20 protein-coding genes and 1 pseudogene are annotated in these 20,316 nt (G+C 54.9%); 16 read left to right on the top strand and 5 right to left on the bottom strand.

Annotated elements, in window-relative coordinates; genetic code table 11:
- Positions 1 to 203: 203 nt before the first annotated feature.
- From APY94_RS08850 to APY94_RS08840, 4 genes are read left to right on the top strand one after another with little or no spacing between them, the layout of a single operon-like run.
- On the top strand, positions 204 to 1,670 hold the full coding sequence (locus APY94_RS08850) for a radical SAM/SPASM domain-containing protein (protein ID WP_058939289.1): 1,467 nt from the start codon (positions 204 to 206) through the stop codon (positions 1,668 to 1,670).
- Positions 1,652 to 1,798: a hypothetical protein gene (locus APY94_RS13235; RefSeq protein ID WP_157065512.1), complete on the top strand. Its 147-nt coding sequence runs from the start codon at positions 1,652 to 1,654 to the stop codon at positions 1,796 to 1,798. Before APY94_RS08850 ends, APY94_RS13235 begins: the two co-directional genes overlap by 19 nt.
- A gap of 58 nt (positions 1,799 to 1,856) precedes the next feature.
- Positions 1,857 to 2,888, top strand: coding sequence for an ABC transporter permease subunit (locus APY94_RS08845; protein WP_058939288.1), 1,032 nt, complete (start codon positions 1,857 to 1,859; stop codon positions 2,886 to 2,888).
- Between the two features lies 1 nt (position 2,889).
- Positions 2,890 to 4,140 carry an ABC transporter permease gene (locus APY94_RS08840; protein ID WP_058939287.1) on the top strand — a complete coding sequence of 417 codons (1,251 nt, stop codon included), beginning with the start codon at positions 2,890 to 2,892 and terminating at the stop codon, positions 4,138 to 4,140.
- Here the strand turns inward: APY94_RS08840 and APY94_RS08835 are convergent, their stop codons facing one another.
- Together APY94_RS08835 and APY94_RS08830 are read right to left on the bottom strand one after the other, a co-directional pair.
- Positions 4,141 to 5,214, bottom strand: coding sequence for a GTPase (locus APY94_RS08835; protein ID WP_058939286.1), 1,074 nt, complete (start codon positions 5,212 to 5,214; stop codon positions 4,141 to 4,143).
- The gene (locus APY94_RS08830) at positions 5,171 to 5,503 is read right to left on the bottom strand and encodes a TIGR04076 family protein (protein ID WP_058939285.1); all 333 of its coding nucleotides are present in this window, start codon (positions 5,501 to 5,503) and stop codon (positions 5,171 to 5,173) included. Before APY94_RS08830 ends, APY94_RS08835 begins: the two co-directional genes overlap by 44 nt.
- A gap of 167 nt (positions 5,504 to 5,670) precedes the next feature.
- On the opposite strand from APY94_RS08830, the gene APY94_RS08825 reads away from it, so the two are divergent.
- The 5 genes from APY94_RS08825 to APY94_RS08805 all read left to right on the top strand — a co-directional run bounded on the left by APY94_RS08825 (position 5,671) and on the right by APY94_RS08805 (position 13,367).
- Positions 5,671 to 7,026, top strand: a complete 1,356-nt coding sequence (locus APY94_RS08825) for a DUF515 domain-containing protein (protein WP_245610448.1) — start codon at positions 5,671 to 5,673, stop codon at positions 7,024 to 7,026.
- A 79-nt stretch (positions 7,027 to 7,105) separates the two neighbouring features.
- A complete protein-coding gene (locus APY94_RS08820) occupies positions 7,106 to 7,888 on the top strand; it encodes a hypothetical protein (RefSeq protein ID WP_157065511.1) in 783 nt (260 codons plus the stop codon).
- Positions 7,889 to 7,891: 3 nt separating this feature from the next.
- Positions 7,892 to 11,371, top strand: a complete 3,480-nt coding sequence (locus APY94_RS08815; protein WP_058939283.1) for an ATPase, T2SS/T4P/T4SS family — start codon at positions 7,892 to 7,894, stop codon at positions 11,369 to 11,371.
- 11 nt (positions 11,372 to 11,382) lie between these two features.
- The gene (locus APY94_RS08810; RefSeq protein ID WP_058939282.1) at positions 11,383 to 12,447 is read left to right on the top strand and encodes a type II secretion system F family protein; all 1,065 of its coding nucleotides are present in this window, start codon (positions 11,383 to 11,385) and stop codon (positions 12,445 to 12,447) included.
- Between the two features lie 5 nt (positions 12,448 to 12,452).
- Positions 12,453 to 13,367 (top strand): type II secretion system F family protein, encoded by a 915-nt coding sequence (locus APY94_RS08805; RefSeq protein WP_058939281.1) that lies wholly within the window; start codon positions 12,453 to 12,455, stop codon positions 13,365 to 13,367.
- Here APY94_RS08805 and APY94_RS08800 read toward each other — a convergent pair.
- Positions 13,335 to 13,832, bottom strand: coding sequence for an FKBP-type peptidyl-prolyl cis-trans isomerase (locus APY94_RS08800; protein ID WP_058939280.1), 498 nt, complete (start codon positions 13,830 to 13,832; stop codon positions 13,335 to 13,337). The genes APY94_RS08805 and APY94_RS08800 overlap by 33 nt on opposite strands.
- A gap of 126 nt (positions 13,833 to 13,958) precedes the next feature.
- On the opposite strand from APY94_RS08800, the gene APY94_RS08795 reads away from it, so the two are divergent.
- The gene (locus APY94_RS08795; protein WP_058939279.1) at positions 13,959 to 14,255 is read left to right on the top strand and encodes a hypothetical protein; all 297 of its coding nucleotides are present in this window, start codon (positions 13,959 to 13,961) and stop codon (positions 14,253 to 14,255) included.
- Positions 14,256 to 14,519: 264 nt separating this feature from the next.
- Here the strand turns inward: APY94_RS08795 and APY94_RS08790 are convergent, their stop codons facing one another.
- Positions 14,520 to 15,014 (bottom strand): DUF2118 family protein, encoded by a 495-nt coding sequence (locus tag APY94_RS08790; protein ID WP_058939278.1) that lies wholly within the window; start codon positions 15,012 to 15,014, stop codon positions 14,520 to 14,522.
- Between the two features lie 68 nt (positions 15,015 to 15,082).
- Here APY94_RS08790 and APY94_RS08785 point away from each other — a divergent pair, with 68 nt between their 5' ends.
- The 5 genes from APY94_RS08785 to APY94_RS08765 are packed head-to-tail and all read left to right on the top strand — an operon-like array spanning position 15,083 to position 19,028.
- Positions 15,083 to 15,934 carry a DUF4129 domain-containing protein gene (locus tag APY94_RS08785; protein ID WP_058939277.1) on the top strand — a complete coding sequence of 284 codons (852 nt, stop codon included), beginning with the start codon at positions 15,083 to 15,085 and terminating at the stop codon, positions 15,932 to 15,934.
- Entirely contained in the window at positions 15,921 to 16,373 is a 453-nt protein-coding gene (locus APY94_RS08780) for a hypothetical protein (RefSeq protein ID WP_058939276.1), read from the top strand. Before APY94_RS08785 ends, APY94_RS08780 begins: the two co-directional genes overlap by 14 nt.
- Complete coding sequence (locus tag APY94_RS08775) at positions 16,342 to 17,295, top strand: AAA family ATPase (protein WP_058939275.1); 954 nt, start codon at positions 16,342 to 16,344, stop codon at positions 17,293 to 17,295. The genes APY94_RS08780 and APY94_RS08775 overlap by 32 nt, the downstream gene beginning before the upstream one ends.
- Before the next feature lie 9 nt (positions 17,296 to 17,304).
- A complete protein-coding gene (locus APY94_RS08770; protein ID WP_058939274.1) occupies positions 17,305 to 18,609 on the top strand; it encodes a DUF58 domain-containing protein in 1,305 nt (434 codons plus the stop codon).
- Positions 18,606 to 19,028: a hypothetical protein gene (locus APY94_RS08765; protein ID WP_058939273.1), complete on the top strand. Its 423-nt coding sequence runs from the start codon at positions 18,606 to 18,608 to the stop codon at positions 19,026 to 19,028. Before APY94_RS08770 ends, APY94_RS08765 begins: the two co-directional genes overlap by 4 nt.
- On the opposite strand, the gene APY94_RS08760 is transcribed toward APY94_RS08765, so the two are convergent.
- On the bottom strand, positions 19,025 to 19,855 hold the full coding sequence (locus tag APY94_RS08760) for a carbohydrate kinase family protein (protein ID WP_058939272.1): 831 nt from the start codon (positions 19,853 to 19,855) through the stop codon (positions 19,025 to 19,027). The genes APY94_RS08765 and APY94_RS08760 overlap by 4 nt on opposite strands.
- 216 nt (positions 19,856 to 20,071) lie before the next feature.
- Here APY94_RS08760 and APY94_RS08755 point away from each other — a divergent pair.
- Positions 20,072 to 20,316 (top strand): annotated as a pseudogene (locus APY94_RS08755) (DUF4855 domain-containing protein); the annotation flags it as partial.

Raw genomic sequence — 20,316 nt, 5'->3', positions numbered from 1 at the left:
GGGTTCCCTCTTTTAAGCTTTGTTTGGTTAATGCCTCCGTGCACTTTTGTATAACTTGGTTATTGGATATCAAAATGATTTTATTCCATTGTATGTTATGACATTTTATCTATCGTCAAAAGTTCATTTGTCGAACTGTTAATTTCAACCAACGTAATTCTTATAAGTTTGTGATGTTACAGAACCATACGCGGTGAATGTATATGGGTGGCGATGGATTTGTTAGTTCATTATATCTTGACAAGGTACTCGATGAGTACATTCTGTTCTCGCCAAAGACGCTCCACCTTATTCGGCTGGATGCTGAGAGCTATGAACTGCTTGATTCCATCAGAAAGCGCGGAGTCGAAGAGGGCGTTAGTGAGTTCTTAAAAAAATACCCTGAAATCAGCCCTCAAGATGTGAACCGGGTGATAGAAGGCCTGAAGGCCTTAAGCGCGGTTCCTCCTTACTTGAGCGTGGACTCTAAATCGTCCGAGGTTGTTCCAACTTCCGTTGCCCTCTACCTGACGAGTGCGTGTAACTTTAAATGCGTGTATTGTTATGAGCAGCAGCACGGGATTCTGCCGTTTATGATACGTGATGAAAATGATGCAGATGACATAATTGAGTTTTTGCTTTCCAGGGGGTCTTCCAAACTGTCAGTTGGTTTCTTCGGGGGTGAGCCTCTCCTGAACTTCCACATGCTCAGATATATTGCCGAGACTCTTTCGCGGAGGGCAGCCTCCCTGGGGAAGACCGTTAATTTCAGCATCACCACAAACGGTTACCTGATAACGCCTTCTGTTGTGGATTTCTTCAAAAGATTCCGCTTTAACGTCGTTCTCAGCATGGACGGACCCAGGGAGATACAGAATCACAACAGGCCCACGAAAACTGGGGATCCAACGTTTGACGTTGTAATGAAAAACCTCCGGCTCCTGCTTACCAGTGGTGTTCCTGTGACTGTGAGGGCAACGATACTTCCGGAGCAGATTGACAGGTATTTTGAAATTTTTAGATTTTTTGTGGAAAACGGCGTTAGGAGTGTTCACATTGAGCCCGCATCTATCGGCTCAGATAGTTTCCGCGAGATAGTCTCACCACTGAAGGAACAACTGAAACTCATTGCCGAGTACGAACTCGAGCACATCGAGGAGACGGAGATGTTTAGGTACTCCCACTTCAGGAAGTACTTCACGATCCTCGCCTCAAGGCGTGCCCTTGTCTATCCTTGCGGCGCTGGCAGGAAACTTTTTGGTGTATCCTCGGACGGAAAGCTTTACCCATGTCAGAGGTTCGTGGGAATGGACGAGTTCGTCGTGGGGGACGTTAGATTGGGTGTCAATGTTGATTCAGAGGTGATACAAAAGATACTTCGCAATCCCCCGAGGGAACCGTGCAACCACTGCTGGGCCTATCCCTTGTGTAGGGGAGGCTGTTACTACATAAACTACATGTATTCCGGGGACATTCACAAACCTGACCCCTATTACTGCGAGTTCATTAGAGAGCTGATACGGCTTTCCATGTGGCTTTACGTCAAGGTTAAGCGAAACCACCCTGTGATTTTCGAGAAGATGTTGAAATCACTTGATTACTACTCACCCCCTCACGGGGTGAGCAAGGCTTCGGCCGATGAGTCAAAAATTAAAAAGGAGGTAGGTGAAGTATGGAGTTCGAGGTCGTGAACCCCGGAGACAAGACCAAGATCTGGATCGGGCCCTGTGGAGCTCTCGACCAGGGCGGCTGCCCGTTCCCGGAGGACTGGGAGTGCTGGTGGCCGGAGGACATATGCTACAGACCCGAGCCAATCTGATGGGCTATTCCTTTAATAATTTTTTATCTTTGAACTTTTGGCATAGGAGAGGTAAGCAATGAGACTCCCGATCAGGACCCTCGCCCGGCTGGTGGCGGTTTACCTTGGCGTCCTCCTAGTGATCGTTCTGGTAGCCGGCGCTAGCTCCAACAAGATAGCCTGGGAGTACACCCACGAAGCCGTTCTCCATATCCGTGAATCCAACCCCGCTCTTTACGCCGAACTTGAGAGGAACGCCACCAGGGAGGGCCTGACAGTCGATGAGTACTACCACCGAATACTCACGAAGGCGAAGGGAGTCCGAACCGACAACCTTCTCCTCATGGGGATAGACCTCCTCAGGAAGAGCTTTGACTACTACCGCGAGAACCCCAAGTACGACTTCGCCCACGTCATAAAGGTGACCCTCGCCGTCATGGGGCTGGCCATGGTCTTGACCCTCCTCCTGGGTCTCTTCCTTGGCTTCAGGCTGGCAAATGGAAGGTTTCTTGGGACGGTTGAGGGACTGGCGCGTTTCTTCAACGGCCTGCCCTCCTGGTGGATAGGGGCGGTTCTGATAGCGGTCTTCGCGGTCGAGCTGGGGGTTTTTCCGATAGCCGGCCTGAGGAGCACTCCACCAAAGGAGGGCTTTGAGGGTTTCCTGGACGTCCTCTGGCACCTCGTCCTCCCGGTTTCCACGCTGGTCTTCGTCTACGTCTGGGAGTTCGTGGTCACCGTGGCCCACGAGGTGAGGAACGAGCTTGGAAAGCCCTACGTCCTCACTGAGAGGGCCAAGGGCCTTCCCGAGGGGCTGATATACAGGAAGCACGTCCTCAGAAACGTTTCCATCGTCCTGAGTTCTTTCACGGTCCAGAAGTTCGTGGAGATGTTCACGGATTACATAGTCATCGACGTCCTCTTCGGCCTCGGCGGTCTTGGAACCCTCCTAAGGGCCAGCTTCGTCAGGACCATAGTCCCGGCCATAGGCGTGGTGGTGCGCTTCGACTACCGCCTCTTCTTCGTCGTAACGCTGTCGATAGCCACCATAACGTTCCTCTTCTCCCTGCTACTTGAGCTGACCAAGGGACTGCTCGATCCGAGGGTGAGCTGAAATGGGATGGAAAGCTGGAGTGGCGATACTCGTAATCTTCGCGCTCTTTGTGGCCTTCTCGAACGCGGGCGTGAGCGATGAGGACATTGCCAACTGGGAGAATCTCAACTACTGGAAGGACAACCCGCGAATGGCATATCCCTCGTGGTTCGCCCTATTCGGCGACAGAACTCCCACGGTCTTCCTGGAGCCGTCGCTCGTTGAGGAGAACGGTTCCTCAGTTTACAGGTTTTCCTACGAACATGCCTACCACGACAAACCGAGCGACGTTAGGTTCTACGGCCTCCCCTACGGTGAGGAGGTTGAGATAAGCGTTCTGAGGCCGGACGGGATTAGAGTGCCCCTCTACGGCGGTATAGCGACCTCGAGCAACCTCAGCCTCAACACCAACATGCGCACGGGAGTTGTTTCTTCGCTTTCCGACGTTCTCAATCTCAGCGAAGCTGAATACGTTCTCTTCTCCGCCACTGAACTCCTGTTCTCCCGCGACGGAAGTATGGCGACTCTCAACGGAGAGTACGTCTTTGAGGTTCGCTTAGCGGGAAACGCCACACCCTCCGTTGAAATCCTCGGAACCTGCTACGGTCTCCTCGGCACGGACTCCTACGGCAGGGACATGTGGGTGGGCTTCGTCAAGGGAATGAACAACACCCTCTACCTGGCCTTCTTCACCACCGCCATAATAGTGGCCTTGGGGGTTCTAATAGGTCTCATTTCGGGCTACGTTGGCGGTGCCCTGGGTGAGTTCATAACGTTCCTCCTGGAGGTTCTCGTCGCTTTGCCGATGCTCCCAATCCTCGTCGTCCTCGTCTGGCTCTTCTCCACCCAGGGCTACGGCCAGCAGGTCAGGATAAACCCCGTCCTCTTCATGTTCCTCGTTGCCCTCCTCACCCTCGGGAAGTTCGCCAAGACGGTTAGAATGATGACGATAAGGGAGAAGGTGAACGAGTACGTCAAAGCCGCGGTGAGCATGGGCGCCGGCACGCTCTGGGTCCTGAGGAGGCACATACTCCCGCCGGTTGGGGAGTTCTCCCTCAGGTACTCCACCATACTCCTGGCCAGGATAGTTGCACTGGTTTCGGTGTTTGGGTTCTTCGGCCTGATTCCGGGCACCAACTGGGGGTCGTTCATGATAGAGGCCATGAACCAGGGGGCGCTCTACGGGGGCTACTGGTGGTGGATAGTGGCTCCCGGCCTCGCCATGGCGGTTCTAAGCGCCGGTCTGGCCTTTGTATCCTCTGGCTCCGGTTAGCTACTCCAGTATCGCCACGACCCCTTTCCACTTCTTTCCGAAGCACTCGCTCGCAAGGACGTGCTTGCCTGTCAGCCGCTCCAGGAGCTTTGTTCCGCCGTCGCACTTCTTGAAGCCAGTGGCTATCCCGACTGTAAAGCCCTCTATCTCCCGTATCCCCACGCGCTTTGTGCCGTCCAGCTTTTCCCTCAGTTCGTCGCCGTACTTCCAGAGTATCCTCCTCGGGTCCAGGAGGAGGTCCCTTTCAACTCCCTCAAGGACATCCTCGAAGTCCCGGGTGAACTCTTCTTTTTCCTGTTTCTCCTTTCCGAAGAGGGTGAACCTGCCGGTCTGCCACTCCCTGAGGAACCACCTTGCCGTCTCCTCCAGATCGACCTCACCGCCGGCCTTTATGAGGCCCCTCCTTTCTCCTATCCTCCGGAGGATTTCCTCCTCGCCCTCAAACTCCTCGATGCCGAATTTCTCGGTGAGGGCCTCCTTCCTCGTATCCAGAATACGCCTGATGAGTTTGAGCGCCGGTTTGACGGGCTCGTCTATCTTGTCCGCGGGGAAGCCCCCCTTGATGACCAGCTCGTCGAAGTCGTCTATCGGGATGACGCCGGGGCTGTCGAGGAGCCATAGCTTTTTGCTCAGCTTTATCAGTTGTTTACCCTTTGTGTAGCCGGGAATCGGGGCGGTTCCAACTGCTTTCTTTCCCTTCAGGGTGTTGATTATGGTGCTCTTGCCGACGTTGGGATAGCCGATGAGGGCCACCTTGACCTTTTCCCTCTCATCCAAAAGCGGCCTGGCGAGCCTCTTTATCTCCCTCCTCAGTATTCCGGTTCCCTTCCTCTCACGGGCGGAGATGAAAACCACGGGTATCTCGCTCTTTCTCTTGTACTCCTCGGCCCATTCTTTTGGTACCAGGTCGGCCTTGTTCATGACTAGGAGGAGTGGTTTTTCCTCCTCCAGGATGAGCCTCTCAAGCTTTCGGTTCCTCGTTCCTATGGGGTCACGGGCATCGACGACCTCGACGATAACGTCGGCCTCGTCAACTACCTCCCTCACCACTCTCCACGCCTTTCTCGCCTTCATCTCTCACCACCGTTATCTCGAAGATTACGGTGCCGCCGTCCGTGTACGGCGGCCCCGGGTCGAGGCACTGAACGTATGCCTTCTCTCCCCTGCCTAGGCCTAGTTCACTCGGCTTAATACCCTTTCGCAGCGCAACTATGTACGGCAGCAGCGATGCGAATGCATGGGTGCATATTGCGTCCGTTTCATCCAGGTTCACCCTGGGCCCCTCAACCACTATCCTGTCTCCAACATGAAAAACGGGACATTTTCCCCGGATTTCTACTACGCGAATCTCTAACCGCTCCATACACTCACCGAAACCTAAATAAAGATTGAAGTTCAAAAAACTATTCGATATAAGAAGCCAGTTATGATAACGATTGATGGTGGTGCTCAACGTGTCCGAGGATATCGAGGCGAAGATTCGCCGTTTGAGGGAGCTGGGTAAAGCCAGCGCCGAACCAGAGCCCCCCCGTGGCCCCCAAACCCGCCCCTGCTAAAAAACCCTCCCGGAGACCGCGCTCGGTTGGTAGTATCCGCGAGAAAGAGCGGAGGAAGAGGATCCTAATAGGAGTTTCTATCGTGATAATTGTGCTAATTCTGACATCAGTTGGCGCCTACATCTATCTCCAAAACCGTGCCGCCGAGGAACTTACCAACGCCAGAAACAAAAAACTGGCTGAGGTTAACCTCTACTTCAAGCCCGATATATTCAACAATACCAACTGCTCCCCCAAAGCCAACGCTATCAAATCCCAGCTGCTCGACCAGATCCTTCACGCCAAATCCGTTGATGAACTCAATGCCGTTGATGTTAAGGGGAGCTATGACATTGCGTTGCGTGAGTACAATTCGTGTATCGATGAACTCCATCGGGTGGAGCTGGAGAAGCAGCTGAACCGGACAAAGGAGCAGAAATTAAAACTCCTTGAGCTTGAGTTCCAGCCGCTTCTCTCGATGCCTCTCCCAGATGACATCCGCACCAAAACTGTAACGTACATGAACGACCTCAAGGAGCGCGTCATGTCCGCCACTAGTGTTGATGAGGTCAACTCCATAAAGGCCGACCCGTACCTCCTGGAGGTGTGGAGGGACTACTACTATTGGCGCATTGACGCCCTCCCGGGACAGGATGTGATACTTGAGTACGGAGACTCCAAGAAGATGGTCACTAAGGCTGATGCCAAAGCTGTGTTGGGAGGCATTATGGACTATAAGGAGCTTATGAAGTACAACGTCGTGAAGGTTGAGTGGGTGGAGATGTCCCTTGTCCTCCCCAAGAGAAACATAAACGGTGCGTTCCTTTCGCCGGGTGACAGAATAAAACTCTTTATCCAGGGCCAGAACACAACGACGGTTGACGGGTACTTTGAGCTTGTCCTCCTGCCGGTTCAGTCGGGTTCGATATCAGTGAGTGAGTCCCAGAGTCAGTCAAGTTCCTCCTCCACTTCCTCATCGACCACTTACAGTGAGAGCCACTCCTCATCCGCTTCCCCGGGTGGAGCCTCGATATCTGACAGCAGCAGTGCGAGTGACTCCGTCACCAACAGCCAGTCAGTGAGTCAGAGTTCGTCTGGCAGTTACTCCTACAGCGTGAACCTGGCGGAGATACTCAAAGCGATAGCCGCCGGTAAGATACAGGCCAGCGAGGAGGTTAAGCAGCAGCTCAGTGCGTACGGATGGAAGGTTCTTGACCTCGAGAAAGACACGTCACTGGAGGCCATTGACCACAACACCCAGCTGCTCGTTATAGTCAAAGTTCCCTCGATATTTGTCCCGGACGTGCTGGCCAACCAGAACTCCCTTTACCTTGTCAGAGTATCGACGTGAGGTGATAGCCGTGAAACGCCCCGCGGCATTTCTTTTACTTTTCATTTCGTTATTTGCGGCTCTGCCTGGCCACTATCAAGTGCGGGCCGCAGGCACACTCCAGGGTGATGTTCTAATCGACCTTAACGTTACCCTTGTAAACACCGCCCCGTTTCCCAAGTTTCTTGTTCTCAATCCCGCGTACAATATAACCGTTTACCGGCGCGGGAACAATGAGACGGACCTTGGGTTCTACATAGATAAGGGAATGAACCTTAACTACAATCCTGGCATATGGATTATGCCGTACGAAACCGTTGTGATAAACGTCAGGGTCTCCAAAACCGAGTCATACTCTCTCCCGTCCATTACGTGTGGGGGAACCGATGGTACCTCCATCGGCTGCGGTGTTGTTGTGCCTCCTCTCCTTAACTCCCCATCCCAGCTCTCGGCGCTCTCAATGTTCCCACTCGTCGATGGACACATCCGTATTCTGGAGTACCAGGGAGTCGTTAAGTTCAACGTGTACTCGGGGGATGAGGGTACATTCAAGAAGTTCTTTGCCGTTACCGTCCCGGTTGTGTTCGTTGATGGGAGGATGTACGACTTCACTCCGAACTACACCATGGACTACAGCGAGTATGTGGACGCACTTTTTGAATACACCGGAACAGGGAGGCGCTCTGTGAACGTAGAAAACAGCGTTCAGATGCCACAGGGGATGTTCCAGCTCACTCCAACGCTTCTTACCGGTGTCAGTGTTGGAATGCCAGGTCAGGTTCTCCCGTCGAATGAATCATACGAGTTGCCTGTGTGGGTCGTCACAACGGGAACCGGTGTGGAGATAACCTACCGTGTTGAATGGAGCGCGGGGGGGCTGTAAAAGTTGGCGTTTGATGATGAGAAGAAGAAAAAGCCCACCTCCTGGATAGATGAAATCCTGAACGGTGAGGGTGACCTATTGGAGAATATGCTGACCTCCAGCAAAAAGACCGCTCCTAAGGAGGAAAAAAAAGAACCTGAGAGAAAGAAGTCCGGTGAAAAAGAGGCCCCAGCGGCCCCGTTCCCCATTGCGGGAAGTGGGGGTATAGACCTTCAGGAGATACTCAGCAAGCCCACCACTCCCGAGGAAGCCGCTCAGAGTCGCCCCACCGGGGCAGACCTTCTGGGGGAGATTTTCTCCACGGCACCGCCGAGGGAGGAGCCCAAGCCCAAGGCGAAACCCACATCACCACCCCCCTCAACCCTTCAGGATATATTGAGCACGTTCCCCCCCGCGGAGGAAACAAAGTACGTTGGAAAGGCTGAGGTTCTCGATGCCTATGGTAACGTTCGCATTTTGCGGGTTAAGGGGGAACCCGTCCCGATATATGAAATACGTCTCCCTAAACTCAGCAGAGAGGAGGAGGAACTCCTCCGCCTCATAAAAGAACGGGCAATAACGGAGCTCCAGATAGACCCCACCGCCTTTCCAAATCCGGAGGAACGGAGAAGGGTCTTCATGAACGCCATCAGGAAAATGCTGAAGTCTGCGGCCCCCCACTTCTCGGAGGGCAGGATAGAGGTACTCGCCGACATGATAGTTCAGGTCATGATAGGCTACGGCAAACTGGATCCCCTCGTCCGCGACGACAACCTTGAGGAAGTCATGGTCATAGGAACCAACAGGCCGGTTTACGTCTGGCACAGGCGCTTTAACATGTGCAAGACCAACATCGTGTTTGAGGAGGAGAAGGAGATACTGAACATCATCGAGCGCATAGCCAGGGAGGTCGGCAGGAGGATAGACCAGCAGAGTCCCCTCCTTGATGCCCGCCTTCCCGATGGAAGCCGTGTGAACGCGACAATCCCGCCGATCAGCCTCGACGGCCCGACGATAACCATCCGTAAGTTCAAGAAGGACCCGCTCACCATCATAGACCTCATCAAATACGGCACTATGAACACCGACATAGCGGCCCTCCTCTGGATCTTTGTCGATGGACTCGGTGTCAAGCCCGCCAACGTCCTCGTCGCGGGTGGTACCGGTTCCGGTAAGACCACCACCCTCAACTCACTCGGGATGTTTATTCCACCGAGCGAGCGCGTCATCACCATAGAGGACACCGCGGAGCTCCAGCTCCCGGTGGAGCACTGGGTGAGGCTTGAGACGAGACCGCCCAACGTTGAAGGCAAGGGCGAGATAACAATGGACGATCTCGTTAAGAACACCCTCCGTATGAGGCCGGATAGAATCATCGTTGGTGAGGTTCGTGGTCCCGAAGCGAGGACGATGTTCACGGCAATGAACACGGGACATAATGGGGCCCTCTACGACTTCTCGGTCATACAGCTCTCGGACGGCAGGTTCGTGCTCATCGGTGATCTCATCGATGAACTCTTCGAGAAGTACTCGGACAGGGTTGAAACCTACAAGGATTTGGAGTACATAGTCCTCGACGAGAAGGATAGGTTCGAGGTAGTCAGCGTCGGCCCCGACCTGAATGCCGGGAAGCACATCGTTTCAAGGGTCTGGAGGAGAAAGGTAAGGCCCGGGGAGAAGCTTATCCGCGTGAGAACGAGGACAGGCAACGAGGTGATACTCACCAAGACCCACCCGTTCTTCGTCTTCTCCGATGGCGACGTCGTGAGAAAAGAGGCGGAGAAGCTGAAACCCGGCGATAGGGTCGCGGTGATGAGGAAACCGCCGAGGCCACCGCAGAGGAAGGCCATCGTAAGTCCGGAGGTTTACGCGAGAATAAGTGACTACTACCTCGTCCCCAACGGAGAGGGCCTCGTGAAGGTTCCGAACGACGGAATCCCGCCTGAAATGGCCCAATATTTAATCTCAGTCAACTCGAAGCCCGTAAGGATTGTCCGCGAGGTGGACGAGAAGCTCTCCTATGCCGTTGGCGTAATCCTCGGCGACGGCTACATCTCCTCGAACGGCTACTACGTCTCGGCCACCTTCGACGACTCCTCCTACATGAACGCCTTCACCTCAGCCCTGTCGGAGTTCCTGCCGGAGAGCGAGCCCGAAATCAAAAGAAACGAGGGCTACACCGTTGTGACCTACGGCTCGAAGATATTCGCCGAGTTCCTTCACAGGGCATTCAGAATCCCAAAGGGCAGGAAGGAGAACCTCGACGTGCCCGATTTGGTGCTGTCGAACGACGAGCTTTTGAGGTACTTCATAGCGGGCCTCTTCGATGCCGATGGCTACGTTGACGAGAACGGCCCAGCTGTAATCCTCACGACGAAGAGTGAGAACCTCGCGAGGAAGGTCTGGTACGCCCTTCAGAGGCTCGGGATAATAAGCACGGTCTCCCGCGTGAGGAACAAAGGCTACAAGGAGGGCGTAATCTTCAGGGTCACCGTGAGGGGCGTTGACGACATCATCAGGTTCAACCGCTCGATTCCCCTCAGGCACTCAAGGAAGAAGGCGAAGCTTGAGGAGCTCATCAGGAAGTACAGACCGCACCGCGGAAAGAGGACCGACCGCGTTCCGATTTCGCCGTCAATGCTCGAACCCATAAGAGGGAGGCTCAACCTCAGGGTTTCCGAGCTTTCAAAGCTCGCCACCAGCCACGCCAGCGAGAAGGTTTCAGAAAGCCTCATACGCCACGTCGAGAAGGGTAGGGTGAAGGAGATAAGGCGCTCCGCTTTGAAGGGAATAGCCCTCGCCCTCCAGCAGGTGGCGAAGGATTTGAACGATGACGAGGCCTGGATTCAGGCGAAGAGGCTTGAGCTCATAGCGGACGGCGACGTCTACTGGGACGAGGTCGTGAGCGTTGATGAGGTCGAGCCGGTGGAGCTGGGTATAGAGTACCTCTACGACCTCACCGTCGAGGAGGACCACAACTACGTTGCCAACGGTATACTTGTTTCGAACTGTATGGGTACAATCCACGCCAACAGTGCCCGCGAGACAGTAATACGCCTTGAGAGCCCTCCCATGTCCGTTCCGAGGATCATGATTCCGGCGCTGGATATAATCATCATGCAGGTCAGGTTCCACAGCAGAAAGAAGGGTACCATAAGGCGCATCACCGAGATAGCGGAGATATCGGGAGTTGAGGGAGAGAGCATACAGCTCAACAAGCTCTACAAGTACGACCCTGCCAAGGACGAGCTCGTATCAACGGGTGTCCCCAGCAGAACCCTCAATCTCCTCGCCCACCACACGGGAATGAGCGTCTCTGAGCTGGAACTGGAGAAGGAGAAGAGAAAGATAATCCTTGACTGGATGATTGAAAGAGGTATCAGGAGCATCGAGAAAGTTGGCTACTACATCAGGCAGTTCTACATAGACGAGGAGTCGCTTCTGAAGAAAATCGAAGCCGAGGGCAGCACTGAGACGAGCAGGCAGATAAGGACTTTGATTTGAAGGTGATGTCGATGGGGGTCTTCGATGCGTTTGTCAACTTCCTCGAGCGCCTCGGGGGAAAAACTATCGAGGTTGCGGAAAGGCCCGTCAGAAGGATACCGGAGGGCAAGTCAGTTCAGGAGAGACTGAAGGCCCTCAAACAGCTCCAGAAGGAGATGGAAACTGAAAAGCGGGAGGAGGAAAGGGAGAAGCAGCTTGAAGAAATCCTGGAGTGGCGGAAGCAGGAAATACAGCGCCCGTTCTTTGACAGGCTTGCGGATGCCATGCTGCGCTACTTTAAGGGTCCCATAGAGTCCCTTACCAAATCCCTCCGGGGCCTGGATGAGGACCTTTACCGTGCCAGCATGACAACGCCCAAGGAAAAATACGTTGCCCTCATACTCCTGGTGGCTATTTTCTCCGCGGTGTTCTCTGCCCTGTTTGGATATCTGCTCTACCTGACACCCGATATAATAGTCCTGCTGTCGGTCCTTGGTTTTATCGGTGGATTCATGTACATGAGGCACTACCCCCGCATGGTGTGGAAGAGACGCGTGGTGGAGGTGGAACGTGCCCTTCCCTACGCCCTCAGGCATATGGCCTCACTACTTAGTGCTGGCGTCGGTATCGCGGAGGCCATGCTTTCGGTGTCCAGGGCTGACTACGGCCCAATCTCTGAAGAGTTCGAGTTTATACTGATGGGGATGAGGGCTGGTTCTTCCTTTGAAGACTCCCTATCCAAGTTTGAGCAGAAAATGGGGTCCGAAAGCGTTAGCAGGGTGGTTAAACAGATACTGAGGGCGGTTAAGTTTGGCGGCAACCTCTCCGAGATACTCTATAAAATGGCGGAGGATTTCTCCTTTGAGTACAGGATGAAGTTGGTTGAGTACGTCCAGAAAGTCAACGGTATATCCTTCGTTTACATGTTCCTCACGATCGTCATGCCCACAATGTTCGTCGTTGGCATCCTGGCAGGTTCTGTGATGTCCCAGCATCTCGTCATGCCCCCCGAGGCCCTCGCGGTGATACTGCTCTTCGCGTTTCCGGGGGTGTCGTTCATAATCATAAGCATGATCAAGAAGGGAGAACCCAGGTGATCCGCATGCCCCGTGGAATAACGTCTCTGCTGGTCTCTGCGTTTCAACGGATCCTTCCCCAGAAGTGGGTGAAGCGTTATGAGATATTCATTTATTCGGCGGGATTGAACTTCCTTGCTGTTGAGTATCTCGTTATCTCCATCCTGTTCGGTATTATTGGTGCGCTCCTTGTGGAGATGGTGTCCACATGGCCCTACTCTGTGGCCGCGTTCATTGCCCTCTTCCTTAGTATGGCCTTTGGGTATCCCTACTGGAAAGTCATGAAGCGTGTTGAGGAGATGGAGAAGAACCTTCCCGATGCGTTTTTCTACCTTGCCAGCTCACTCCGTGCTGGAATATCCTTCTCGGAGGCGCTGGAGGAGCTTACCACGGCCAAGTTCGGGGCGTTGACTGATGAGTTTAAGAAGACCGTGGCGGAGATAAAGAAGGGCCGTCCCACCGTCGATGCCCTCAGGGCCTTTGCAATTCGGAACAGAAAATCTGTGGTCCTGTACAGATCGATGATGATTATCATTGAGGCCCTAGAGCGCGGTGCCCCTATGAGCGATGTTCTGGTCTACGTCGGCAACGACGTGAGAGAGATACTCAGAATCAGACAGGAGCGCAAGGCTTCCACGGGCATGCAGATGATGTTTTTTATAATAACCAGTGGATTCATAGGTCCCATGATACTCGCGGTCGTTTATAAGGTCATGGAGACAATGGGAACGGACATGGTGGTACTCCCGGTTGACACTATCAAACTGATACTCCTGGGCTTCGTTGTCATTCAGGCCTTTATCTCCGGCCTTGGAATTGGGGTAATAAGAGAAGGAAAGTACTCAGCTGGGCTTAAGTACAGTCTCATGTTGATGCTTGTGGGTGTGGCCGTCTATCAAGGCGTCTCGTCACTCAACATCAGCGGTGGCTTCGGACTCTGAGTCCTTTCCCTTTTCTATGTCCACTATCTCGACCTCGAACACAAGGGTCTTTCCTGCGAGCGGGTGGTTGAAGTCGAGACTGACGCTCTCTTCCCCGACTTTGGCTATCTTTGCTATCCCCGAGTCAGTCATGACGTACATGCCCTCAACCGGCTCCATCCCTATGTTGGTGAACTCGGTGAGGGGAACGTCTATAACCAGCTCAGGGTTGGGCATGCCGTAGGCCTTCTCCGGCGGAATCGTGACGGTCTTCTTTTCGCCAATCTCCATCCCAATCAGCGCCTCGTCGAGGCCGGGGATTATCTCGCCGACACCGACATTGACGCCGAGCGGGCCGTACTCCCTCTCCTCGACGTATATCTCGTTTTCCCTGGCGATGTCCTCGTAACTCGTGTCAAAAACTTCACCGTTCTCAAACCTGCCTATGTAGTGGAACACCACAAAATCTCCAGCTTCAATCTTCATTTCCTTCAACTCCAAAACTGTCTTCAAGGGGGGTTACTCCCGCGCCTTATAACGCTTTTGGTGTCCCCTTTCGGAAGGCACGACAGGTATATAAGGACGTTGCACTATATAATGCCGGTGATTGACATGGGATACCTTTCTGACATGCTGAGTAAGGAGTATGGAAACCTCGAAGTTAGGGAAGTCTACTCCACGAAGCTGGGGGAGACGGATGTGGAGATACTCGAGGCCTCTGTGGAGGGGGAGAAGTTCATCGCAATGTTCCAGAGCGTTCCGGTTAAGGAGAACCTCTACAAGTGGTCGATAATCATAACCAGCGCCCACAACACCCGGACACTTAAGGGGATGGACACCCTGGAGGGCATAAAGCTGGCCCTCAAGTCGAGCATAGACGCCATGATGGCGGGGATGGGGAAGGGGTGACCGTTCTGGTTAGCCGTGGTTTGTGTAAAGTTTGTAAATCTCGTTGCGGCTAACCTTCCACCCTCCTGTCTTCATTGGGTGGCTTTCGGGGGGAACGGTGACTCCCCACATCTTCAAGGCTTTTGACAGCCCCCATTCAGGCTTAACAACCCCACATATCAAGGACTGCCCATCACAACAAAATCCACCTCAAAACTATTTAAAAATTACGGCAAGACAAAAAACACCAAAACTTCACACTTCTAACCATCTATGAAACAGCCCTCACTCCTCGGGCAGGATGTAGTACACGTAGTGCGGCCTGTTGGTTATCTCGTCTATGAAGACGACGGTTCCCGTCTTTGGTGGCTTGAGGTAGTGGACTTCCCCTTTCTTCGTCGTCACCGCCGCGAAGGCGTCTCCTCTCCTCACACGGTTGCCAACGTTGGCTATGATGGTCTTTGTATAGCCCTCCACGGGGAGGATGAGCAGCTCGTCGCCCTTCTTCAGGTATATCCTGGTCCTCCCGTCGGGGAGAATTAGTATCGCGTCGGCGAGCATCCTTCCCTCCGTTCCGTCCACGTAGAGGTAGAACCTGTCGTAGACCTCCTTCGCCAGGAACTTCGCCCTCTCTGCCTCCACGAAGTCGGGAACCCCTTCATCCTTTCTCAGCCAGACCTCAACGCTTCCCTGGATTATCACACAGTCCCTGGTGACCTTTCCGCCTTTGATGCACTCCTCTGGAGGAACCTCCACGTAGAGCCTCGGCATCTTCTCCATGCTACCACCCAAGGTTTACCTCAGGGTAAAAGCTTTTAAACCTGCCCTTCGTACCACCCTTGATAAAAATGTCCATCAGGGTAAAATTCGCGGCACTCTACACCCTGCTCTTCGCATTGATGACCCTTATGATGGGCTACAGCGTTAAAAACTCCGGACTTCAGCGGAGTGAGGCCCCTTCCTTCGGCGTTCTGTTGCTCGCAATCGTTGCCGTTTCCCTGCTGGTCATTTTTCTCGTTCTCCTGAGCTGGAGGGACCTCTCGCCAGGCAAGAAAAAGTATCCCGTTAACGTCAGGTCCTACCTTATGGCCTGGGCGTTCGCGATAGCCGGTGCGGCCGGGATACTCTACTACATCGGCCGCTCGAATCCCACTCCCCCCGTGAACTCCACCCTCAACTCATCCCTTAACAGCACGACGGCCAACGGCAGCGTTGTCCCTCCGGCCCCGGTTTACCACAACGACACCGTTTCAGCCGCCCCTCCCTCGGGGGTTCCCTCGAGCTACGTTCTCTACGGCGCGGCGCTTCTGTTCCTTGCGGGTTTGTCCTACTTCGCCGTGATCTATTACCGCAAGGCCCTCAGGAAGAGGGAGCTCAGGGAGATGAGGCGCAGGGCCGAGCTTTTCGACAGGAAGGTCGAGGAACTTGGTCTGGAAATGTTCAGCGACCCGAGGGAGGCGGTTGTCGGGATATACAAGAACGCCGTCCTCTGGCTCGAGATACTCGGCGTTCCGTATAAGGAAAGCTGGACCCACTGGGAGCACGCGGAGAGGGTTCAAATTTTCAGAGAGCCCTTCAGGGGCATAACGGAGCTCTTTGAGAAGGCAAAGTACGCCCCGGAGAAGGTTACGTGGGAGGATGCGGAGAAGGCGCTCGAGCTTTACAGGAAGATGAGGGGTGCTGTGAATGAGGTTTCATAAGGTCCTCCTCGTCATAGGCTCCGTCCTGGTGCTCGCGGCCACACTGGCCGGTTCCTACCTGGTCAGGTGGCTGGCCGTTCTCTTCCTGGGGGCACTGATGACGTTCTTTCTGTTCGGTGTCGAGATGAACGTGGCGAGGCGGAGGCGGGACCGCGAGCATAGGGTTGAGAGGAAGACAGACATGGATAGAACCGTTTCCCTCCTCCGAAAGGCCAGAACCGGCAGGGTCGCCCGCTCGCTGGTGGAGGAGAAGATAGCCGAAATCTACGCCACCCTGTCCGATGACTACAACTCCACCTATCACTCACTCCTCACGGACCCGAACGACGCTATACGAACCCTCCGCTCGGAGGGGGATTTTCTCGACAACCTTGAGAAGGCCCTTAAGATTGTGGAGGCTGATTTGAATGAAAGTGGAGGAGATACACGAGAAAGGTAACGCCGTCCTTGGGGAGGTAAGGAAGGCGATAGTTGGAAAGGACGAGGTGCTGCGGCTTATCCTGACCACGATACTCGCCGACGGCCACGTCCTGCTGGAGGACCTGCCGGGGCTTGCCAAGACCCTGATGGCCAAGAGCTTTGCAAGGGCCTTGGGCGTCCAGTTCACCCGCGTCCAGTTCACGCCGGACCTGCTCCCGAGCGACATACTCGGCGTTTCGGTCTTCAACCAGAAGACATTGGAGTTCGAGCTCAGGAAGGGGCCGGTCTTCACCAACATACTCCTCGCGGACGAGATAAACCGCGCCCCGCCGAAGACGCAGTCCGCCCTACTCGAGGCGATGCAGGAGAGGCAGGCCACGATAGAGGGGAACACCTATTCCCTGCCCGAGCCCTTTATAGTAATAGCCACTCAGAACCCGATAGAGCAAGAGGGAACCTACCCGCTCCCGGAGGCCCAGCTCGACCGCTTCCTCGTCCGCCTCCGCGTCGGCTACCCCTCGAAGGCGGAGGAGATAGAGATACTCCGCAGGAGAATGGCCAGGAAGAAGGAGGAACCGGACGTCCAGACGGTCCTGAGCGCGGAGGAAGTGGTCGAGATGCAGAGGGCGGTCGAGGAGGTCTACGTCAGCGACGCCATACTGGAGTACATAACCGACATCGTGACGGCCACCAGGGAGGACAAGAAGGAGATAGAGATAGGTGCCTCCCCGAGGGGAAGCCTGGCCCTTCTGAAGCTCTCAAGGGCCTACGCAGCCCTCAACGGAAGGGACTACGTTATTCCCGACGACGTTAAAGCCGTTGCCGTTCCGGCTTTGAGCCACAGGCTCATTCTCAAGCGCGAGCTGTGGTACACCAAGGTGAGCCAGGAGAGCATAATGGGGAAGCTCCTCGAGCGCGTTCCGGTTCCTAAATTTGAGTGAGGTGAAACGGTGCAGCCGGTTCCAAGAACCCCAACACCCGTTGAACTTGGGAAGGGGCCTGCTGAGGACGCCGGGCCAGAGGGGAGAATGGTCCCAACGGAGAAGGCTGAAGAGCTTTTCCTGGCCCTCTGGCTTCTTGTCCTCATCGCTTTCCTTCTGCTCCGCTGGGAGCTGGTTTACCTCCTCCTTCCGGCTCTGTGGCTCGTCTTCGTTGCGGTGTTCTTCTTCAAGCCTAAGATGATGGTGGAGCTGGAGCGGGTCGTCCCCCACAACCGCTTCCTCGAGGGCACTGAGATTGAGATAGTGCTCAGGATACGGGCCGGTGAGAGGATTCCGAGCCTCAAGGTGAGGGAGGACCTCCCAGAGGGGCTCGAGCTGATAGACGGGAGAACCGAGTGGGTGCTGTCACTCAGAAAGGGCGAGCTGAAGGAACTCCGCTACCGCGTCCGCGTTAAGCGCGGAATCCACGAGTTCAACTGGGTCGAGCTGAGCTACCGCGACCCCTTCGGCTTCTTCCACTTCACGAAGAAGTTCGACCTCTACACCGAGCTCATAGGAGTTCCCATAATAGAGAACGTTCCCACGCCCTACTCCACAAGGGGAACCAAGATAACCGTCGGCTCTCTCCCAAGCCCCAGGGTTGGTGAGGGCGTCGAGTTCCACGCCATCAGGGAGTACCAGCCAGGAGACCCGCTGAAGATAATCAACTGGAAGGCCACCGCCAGAACTGGAAAGATAATGGCCAACGAGTACGAGAGCGAGCGCAAGGTGGACGTGATATTCATCGTCGATGCCTCCTACACCGGGGAGCTGGTCTTCGACAACCTCATTCGAGCGGCCGCTTCGCTCATGCTCAACGCCCTGAACAGCGGAACCAGCTTCGGCCTGCTCCTGGCGGAGGAGGTTCCCCTCTGGGTCCGCCCGGACTACGGCAAGAGGCACTTCTTCAAGTGCATCGACTTCCTCAGCACCGCCAGGCCGGACAGGAACAACATGATAGCCTACCAGGTCGAGCACCTGATACGCTCACGCTTCCCGCCGAGGGCACAGCTGGTTTACTTCTCGCCCCTCCTCACGGAGGAGAGCAGGGAGGCGCTCAGGATAATGTCGTCCTTCGGCTACAACGTCGTCGTCATAAGCCCCGACCCCTACACCGCCGTTGAGCCAAAGAGCCGCGAGGAGGAGCTGGCGCTGAGGCTCCTGAGTCTCCGGAGAAGGGCGATACTGCGAAAGATGGCGGGCTATGGGAGGATAATAGACTGGGACGTCAGGAGGCCGCTGAAGGTTGCCGTGGCGGAGGTGGCTGTGGTATGAGGATAAAAAGAAGGCTCTACTCCCTTGCGCCGCTGGTTCCGCTCTTCCTCCTGCTGGCCATGATCGACCGCCGCACCCTCCTCCTGCTCCCCCTGGCCGTCATGGGCCTTCAGTGGTACTTCATCGGCTCCCTCTTTTTCGTCTCCGTGGGGGCCTTCCTAATCTACACCAGGAACGGCGGTTTCTACGGCCTGGCGGTTATGGCCCTTGCCCTTCTGGTCATAGAGATGGCCCACCTCGACAGGGAACGGGCGCCGCTGGAGCATTACGCCGTCCTTCTGGCGGCGATAGCTCTCGCCTTCCCCACCTACCTGCTGATGTTTTCCCTGTCGCCCCTCCTGCCGAGGCTCGAGGTCACCGCTTTGGCCGCTTTCCTGCTGGTTGTGCTCTACGTCTTCGTCAGGCTGGCGACGGATTAGACGCTCCAGCTCCCCTTTTTCTTCAGAACTTCCCTTGCCCGCTCCAGTCCGAGTTTTACGCAGGTCTCCAGGGGCTCCCCCCTGGCGTAGCCGGCCAGAAAGCCGCCGGCAAAGGCGTCCCCGGCGCCCGTGGGGTCTACGATTTCGTTTTCACTTATGGGGAGCGCCGGAAACTCCCTGAACTTCCCATCGTAGATGAGAACTCCCCTCTCGCCGCGGGTTACGACCACGATTTCGGCGCCCCATTCGTGGAGGGCCGCCGCGGCCTCTTTGACACTCTCCGCGCGGGTCATAACGAGGGCCTCCCTCTCGTTTGGGAAGATGACCTCGGCGCGCGAGACCACCTCCCTCATGAGGTCCGTTTTCTCCCGGTAGTCGGCCATGTACGTCGGGTTAAAGTCGAGGCTCGTCCTCTTTCCTTCGAGCCTTTTGAGGGCTTTAAGCTGCTCCTCCGGGGGGATGGGTGCGATGTGAAACAGCTCCGCCCCCAGGTATTCCTCTGGAATCGGGGTCTCGCCCATCTTCCGGGCGACGCCCATCTCCACGGGGGCATCCACGCTCCCGTCCTCGTGGTAAATCATGTAGATGTGGATGGTCTTCCCTGGCAACACCTGGACACCCTGCACATCGAGGATGGAGGCCAGCTTTTTCATCCATTCCCCGGGAAAATCCTCCCCCACCCTGGTCACGAGGCCCACTTTTGCGCCGGCCAGGGCGGCGGAGGTGGCAACAGCAGCGGCCGCTCCGCCGGGCATGTTCACCCTTCTCCCGTCGGGAAAGACTATTGTGTCTATAGAGACGTGTCCTATGACGACGAGCTCGATCATTTTATCACCCCATCTAATTCTGGACACCGTGTCATTGAATTTGACCCATTTATGTTGCCCCTGGTTTTAAGCCAAGCGGTGGGTATGTGAGGTGGTAATGGATTACCACCCCCATAATTTCAACCTATTTTGGAACTTTTGGGGTGTTTTTAATGGTTTTGTTTAACCAAAAGGTTTTTATATGGGCTATTAACTACTCGTAGTTGGTGATTTCTTATGTCGAAGTTTGGTCTGTGGTGGGTGGAGTGGAATGAGGATGCTGGAACTTATGAGTCGAGGATGACCTTTGGAGGGGAACGGCCAACTTCTTATGATGAAGCCGTCCAGTGGTTCAAGAAGAGGGGTTTTGACAGGGTAGTCTTCCTCAGTGGAGAAGGAAAGGGAATCAATTACACTGGAAACGGTTATGATGATGGGCTTCGCATGGCTTTGTGGCTCTCATCAAGGGTAGGCAGTATGAA

This window comes from Thermococcus celericrescens (assembly GCF_001484195.1).
GTDB classification, from domain to species: Archaea; Methanobacteriota_B; Thermococci; order Thermococcales; family Thermococcaceae; genus Thermococcus; species Thermococcus celericrescens.
The sequence above is the reverse complement of the archived record's forward strand: the minus strand, read 5'-3'. Positions and strand labels throughout refer to the sequence as shown.

Coding starts and splice junctions, on each gene's coding strand:
- APY94_RS08850 (WP_058939289.1), top strand. CDS start 204: ATGGGTGGCGATGGATTTGTTAGTTCATTATATCTTGACAAGGTACTC.
- APY94_RS13235 (WP_157065512.1), top strand. CDS start 1,652: ATGGAGTTCGAGGTCGTGAACCCCGGAGACAAGACCAAGATCTGGATC.
- APY94_RS08845 (WP_058939288.1), top strand. CDS start 1,857: ATGAGACTCCCGATCAGGACCCTCGCCCGGCTGGTGGCGGTTTACCTT.
- APY94_RS08840 (WP_058939287.1), top strand. CDS start 2,890: ATGGGATGGAAAGCTGGAGTGGCGATACTCGTAATCTTCGCGCTCTTT.
- APY94_RS08835 (WP_058939286.1), bottom strand. CDS start 5,214: ATGAAGGCGAGAAAGGCGTGGAGAGTGGTGAGGGAGGTAGTTGACGAG.
- APY94_RS08830 (WP_058939285.1), bottom strand. CDS start 5,503: ATGGAGCGGTTAGAGATTCGCGTAGTAGAAATCCGGGGAAAATGTCCC.
- APY94_RS08810 (WP_058939282.1), top strand. CDS start 11,383: ATGGGGGTCTTCGATGCGTTTGTCAACTTCCTCGAGCGCCTCGGGGGA.
- APY94_RS08805 (WP_058939281.1), top strand. CDS start 12,453: ATGCCCCGTGGAATAACGTCTCTGCTGGTCTCTGCGTTTCAACGGATC.
- APY94_RS08800 (WP_058939280.1), bottom strand. CDS start 13,832: ATGAAGATTGAAGCTGGAGATTTTGTGGTGTTCCACTACATAGGCAGG.
- APY94_RS08795 (WP_058939279.1), top strand. CDS start 13,959: ATGGGATACCTTTCTGACATGCTGAGTAAGGAGTATGGAAACCTCGAA.
- APY94_RS08790 (WP_058939278.1), bottom strand. CDS start 15,014: ATGGAGAAGATGCCGAGGCTCTACGTGGAGGTTCCTCCAGAGGAGTGC.
- APY94_RS08785 (WP_058939277.1), top strand. CDS start 15,083: ATGTCCATCAGGGTAAAATTCGCGGCACTCTACACCCTGCTCTTCGCA.
- APY94_RS08780 (WP_058939276.1), top strand. CDS start 15,921: ATGAGGTTTCATAAGGTCCTCCTCGTCATAGGCTCCGTCCTGGTGCTC.
- APY94_RS08775 (WP_058939275.1), top strand. CDS start 16,342: ATGAAAGTGGAGGAGATACACGAGAAAGGTAACGCCGTCCTTGGGGAG.
- APY94_RS08765 (WP_058939273.1), top strand. CDS start 18,606: ATGAGGATAAAAAGAAGGCTCTACTCCCTTGCGCCGCTGGTTCCGCTC.
- APY94_RS08760 (WP_058939272.1), bottom strand. CDS start 19,855: ATGATCGAGCTCGTCGTCATAGGACACGTCTCTATAGACACAATAGTC.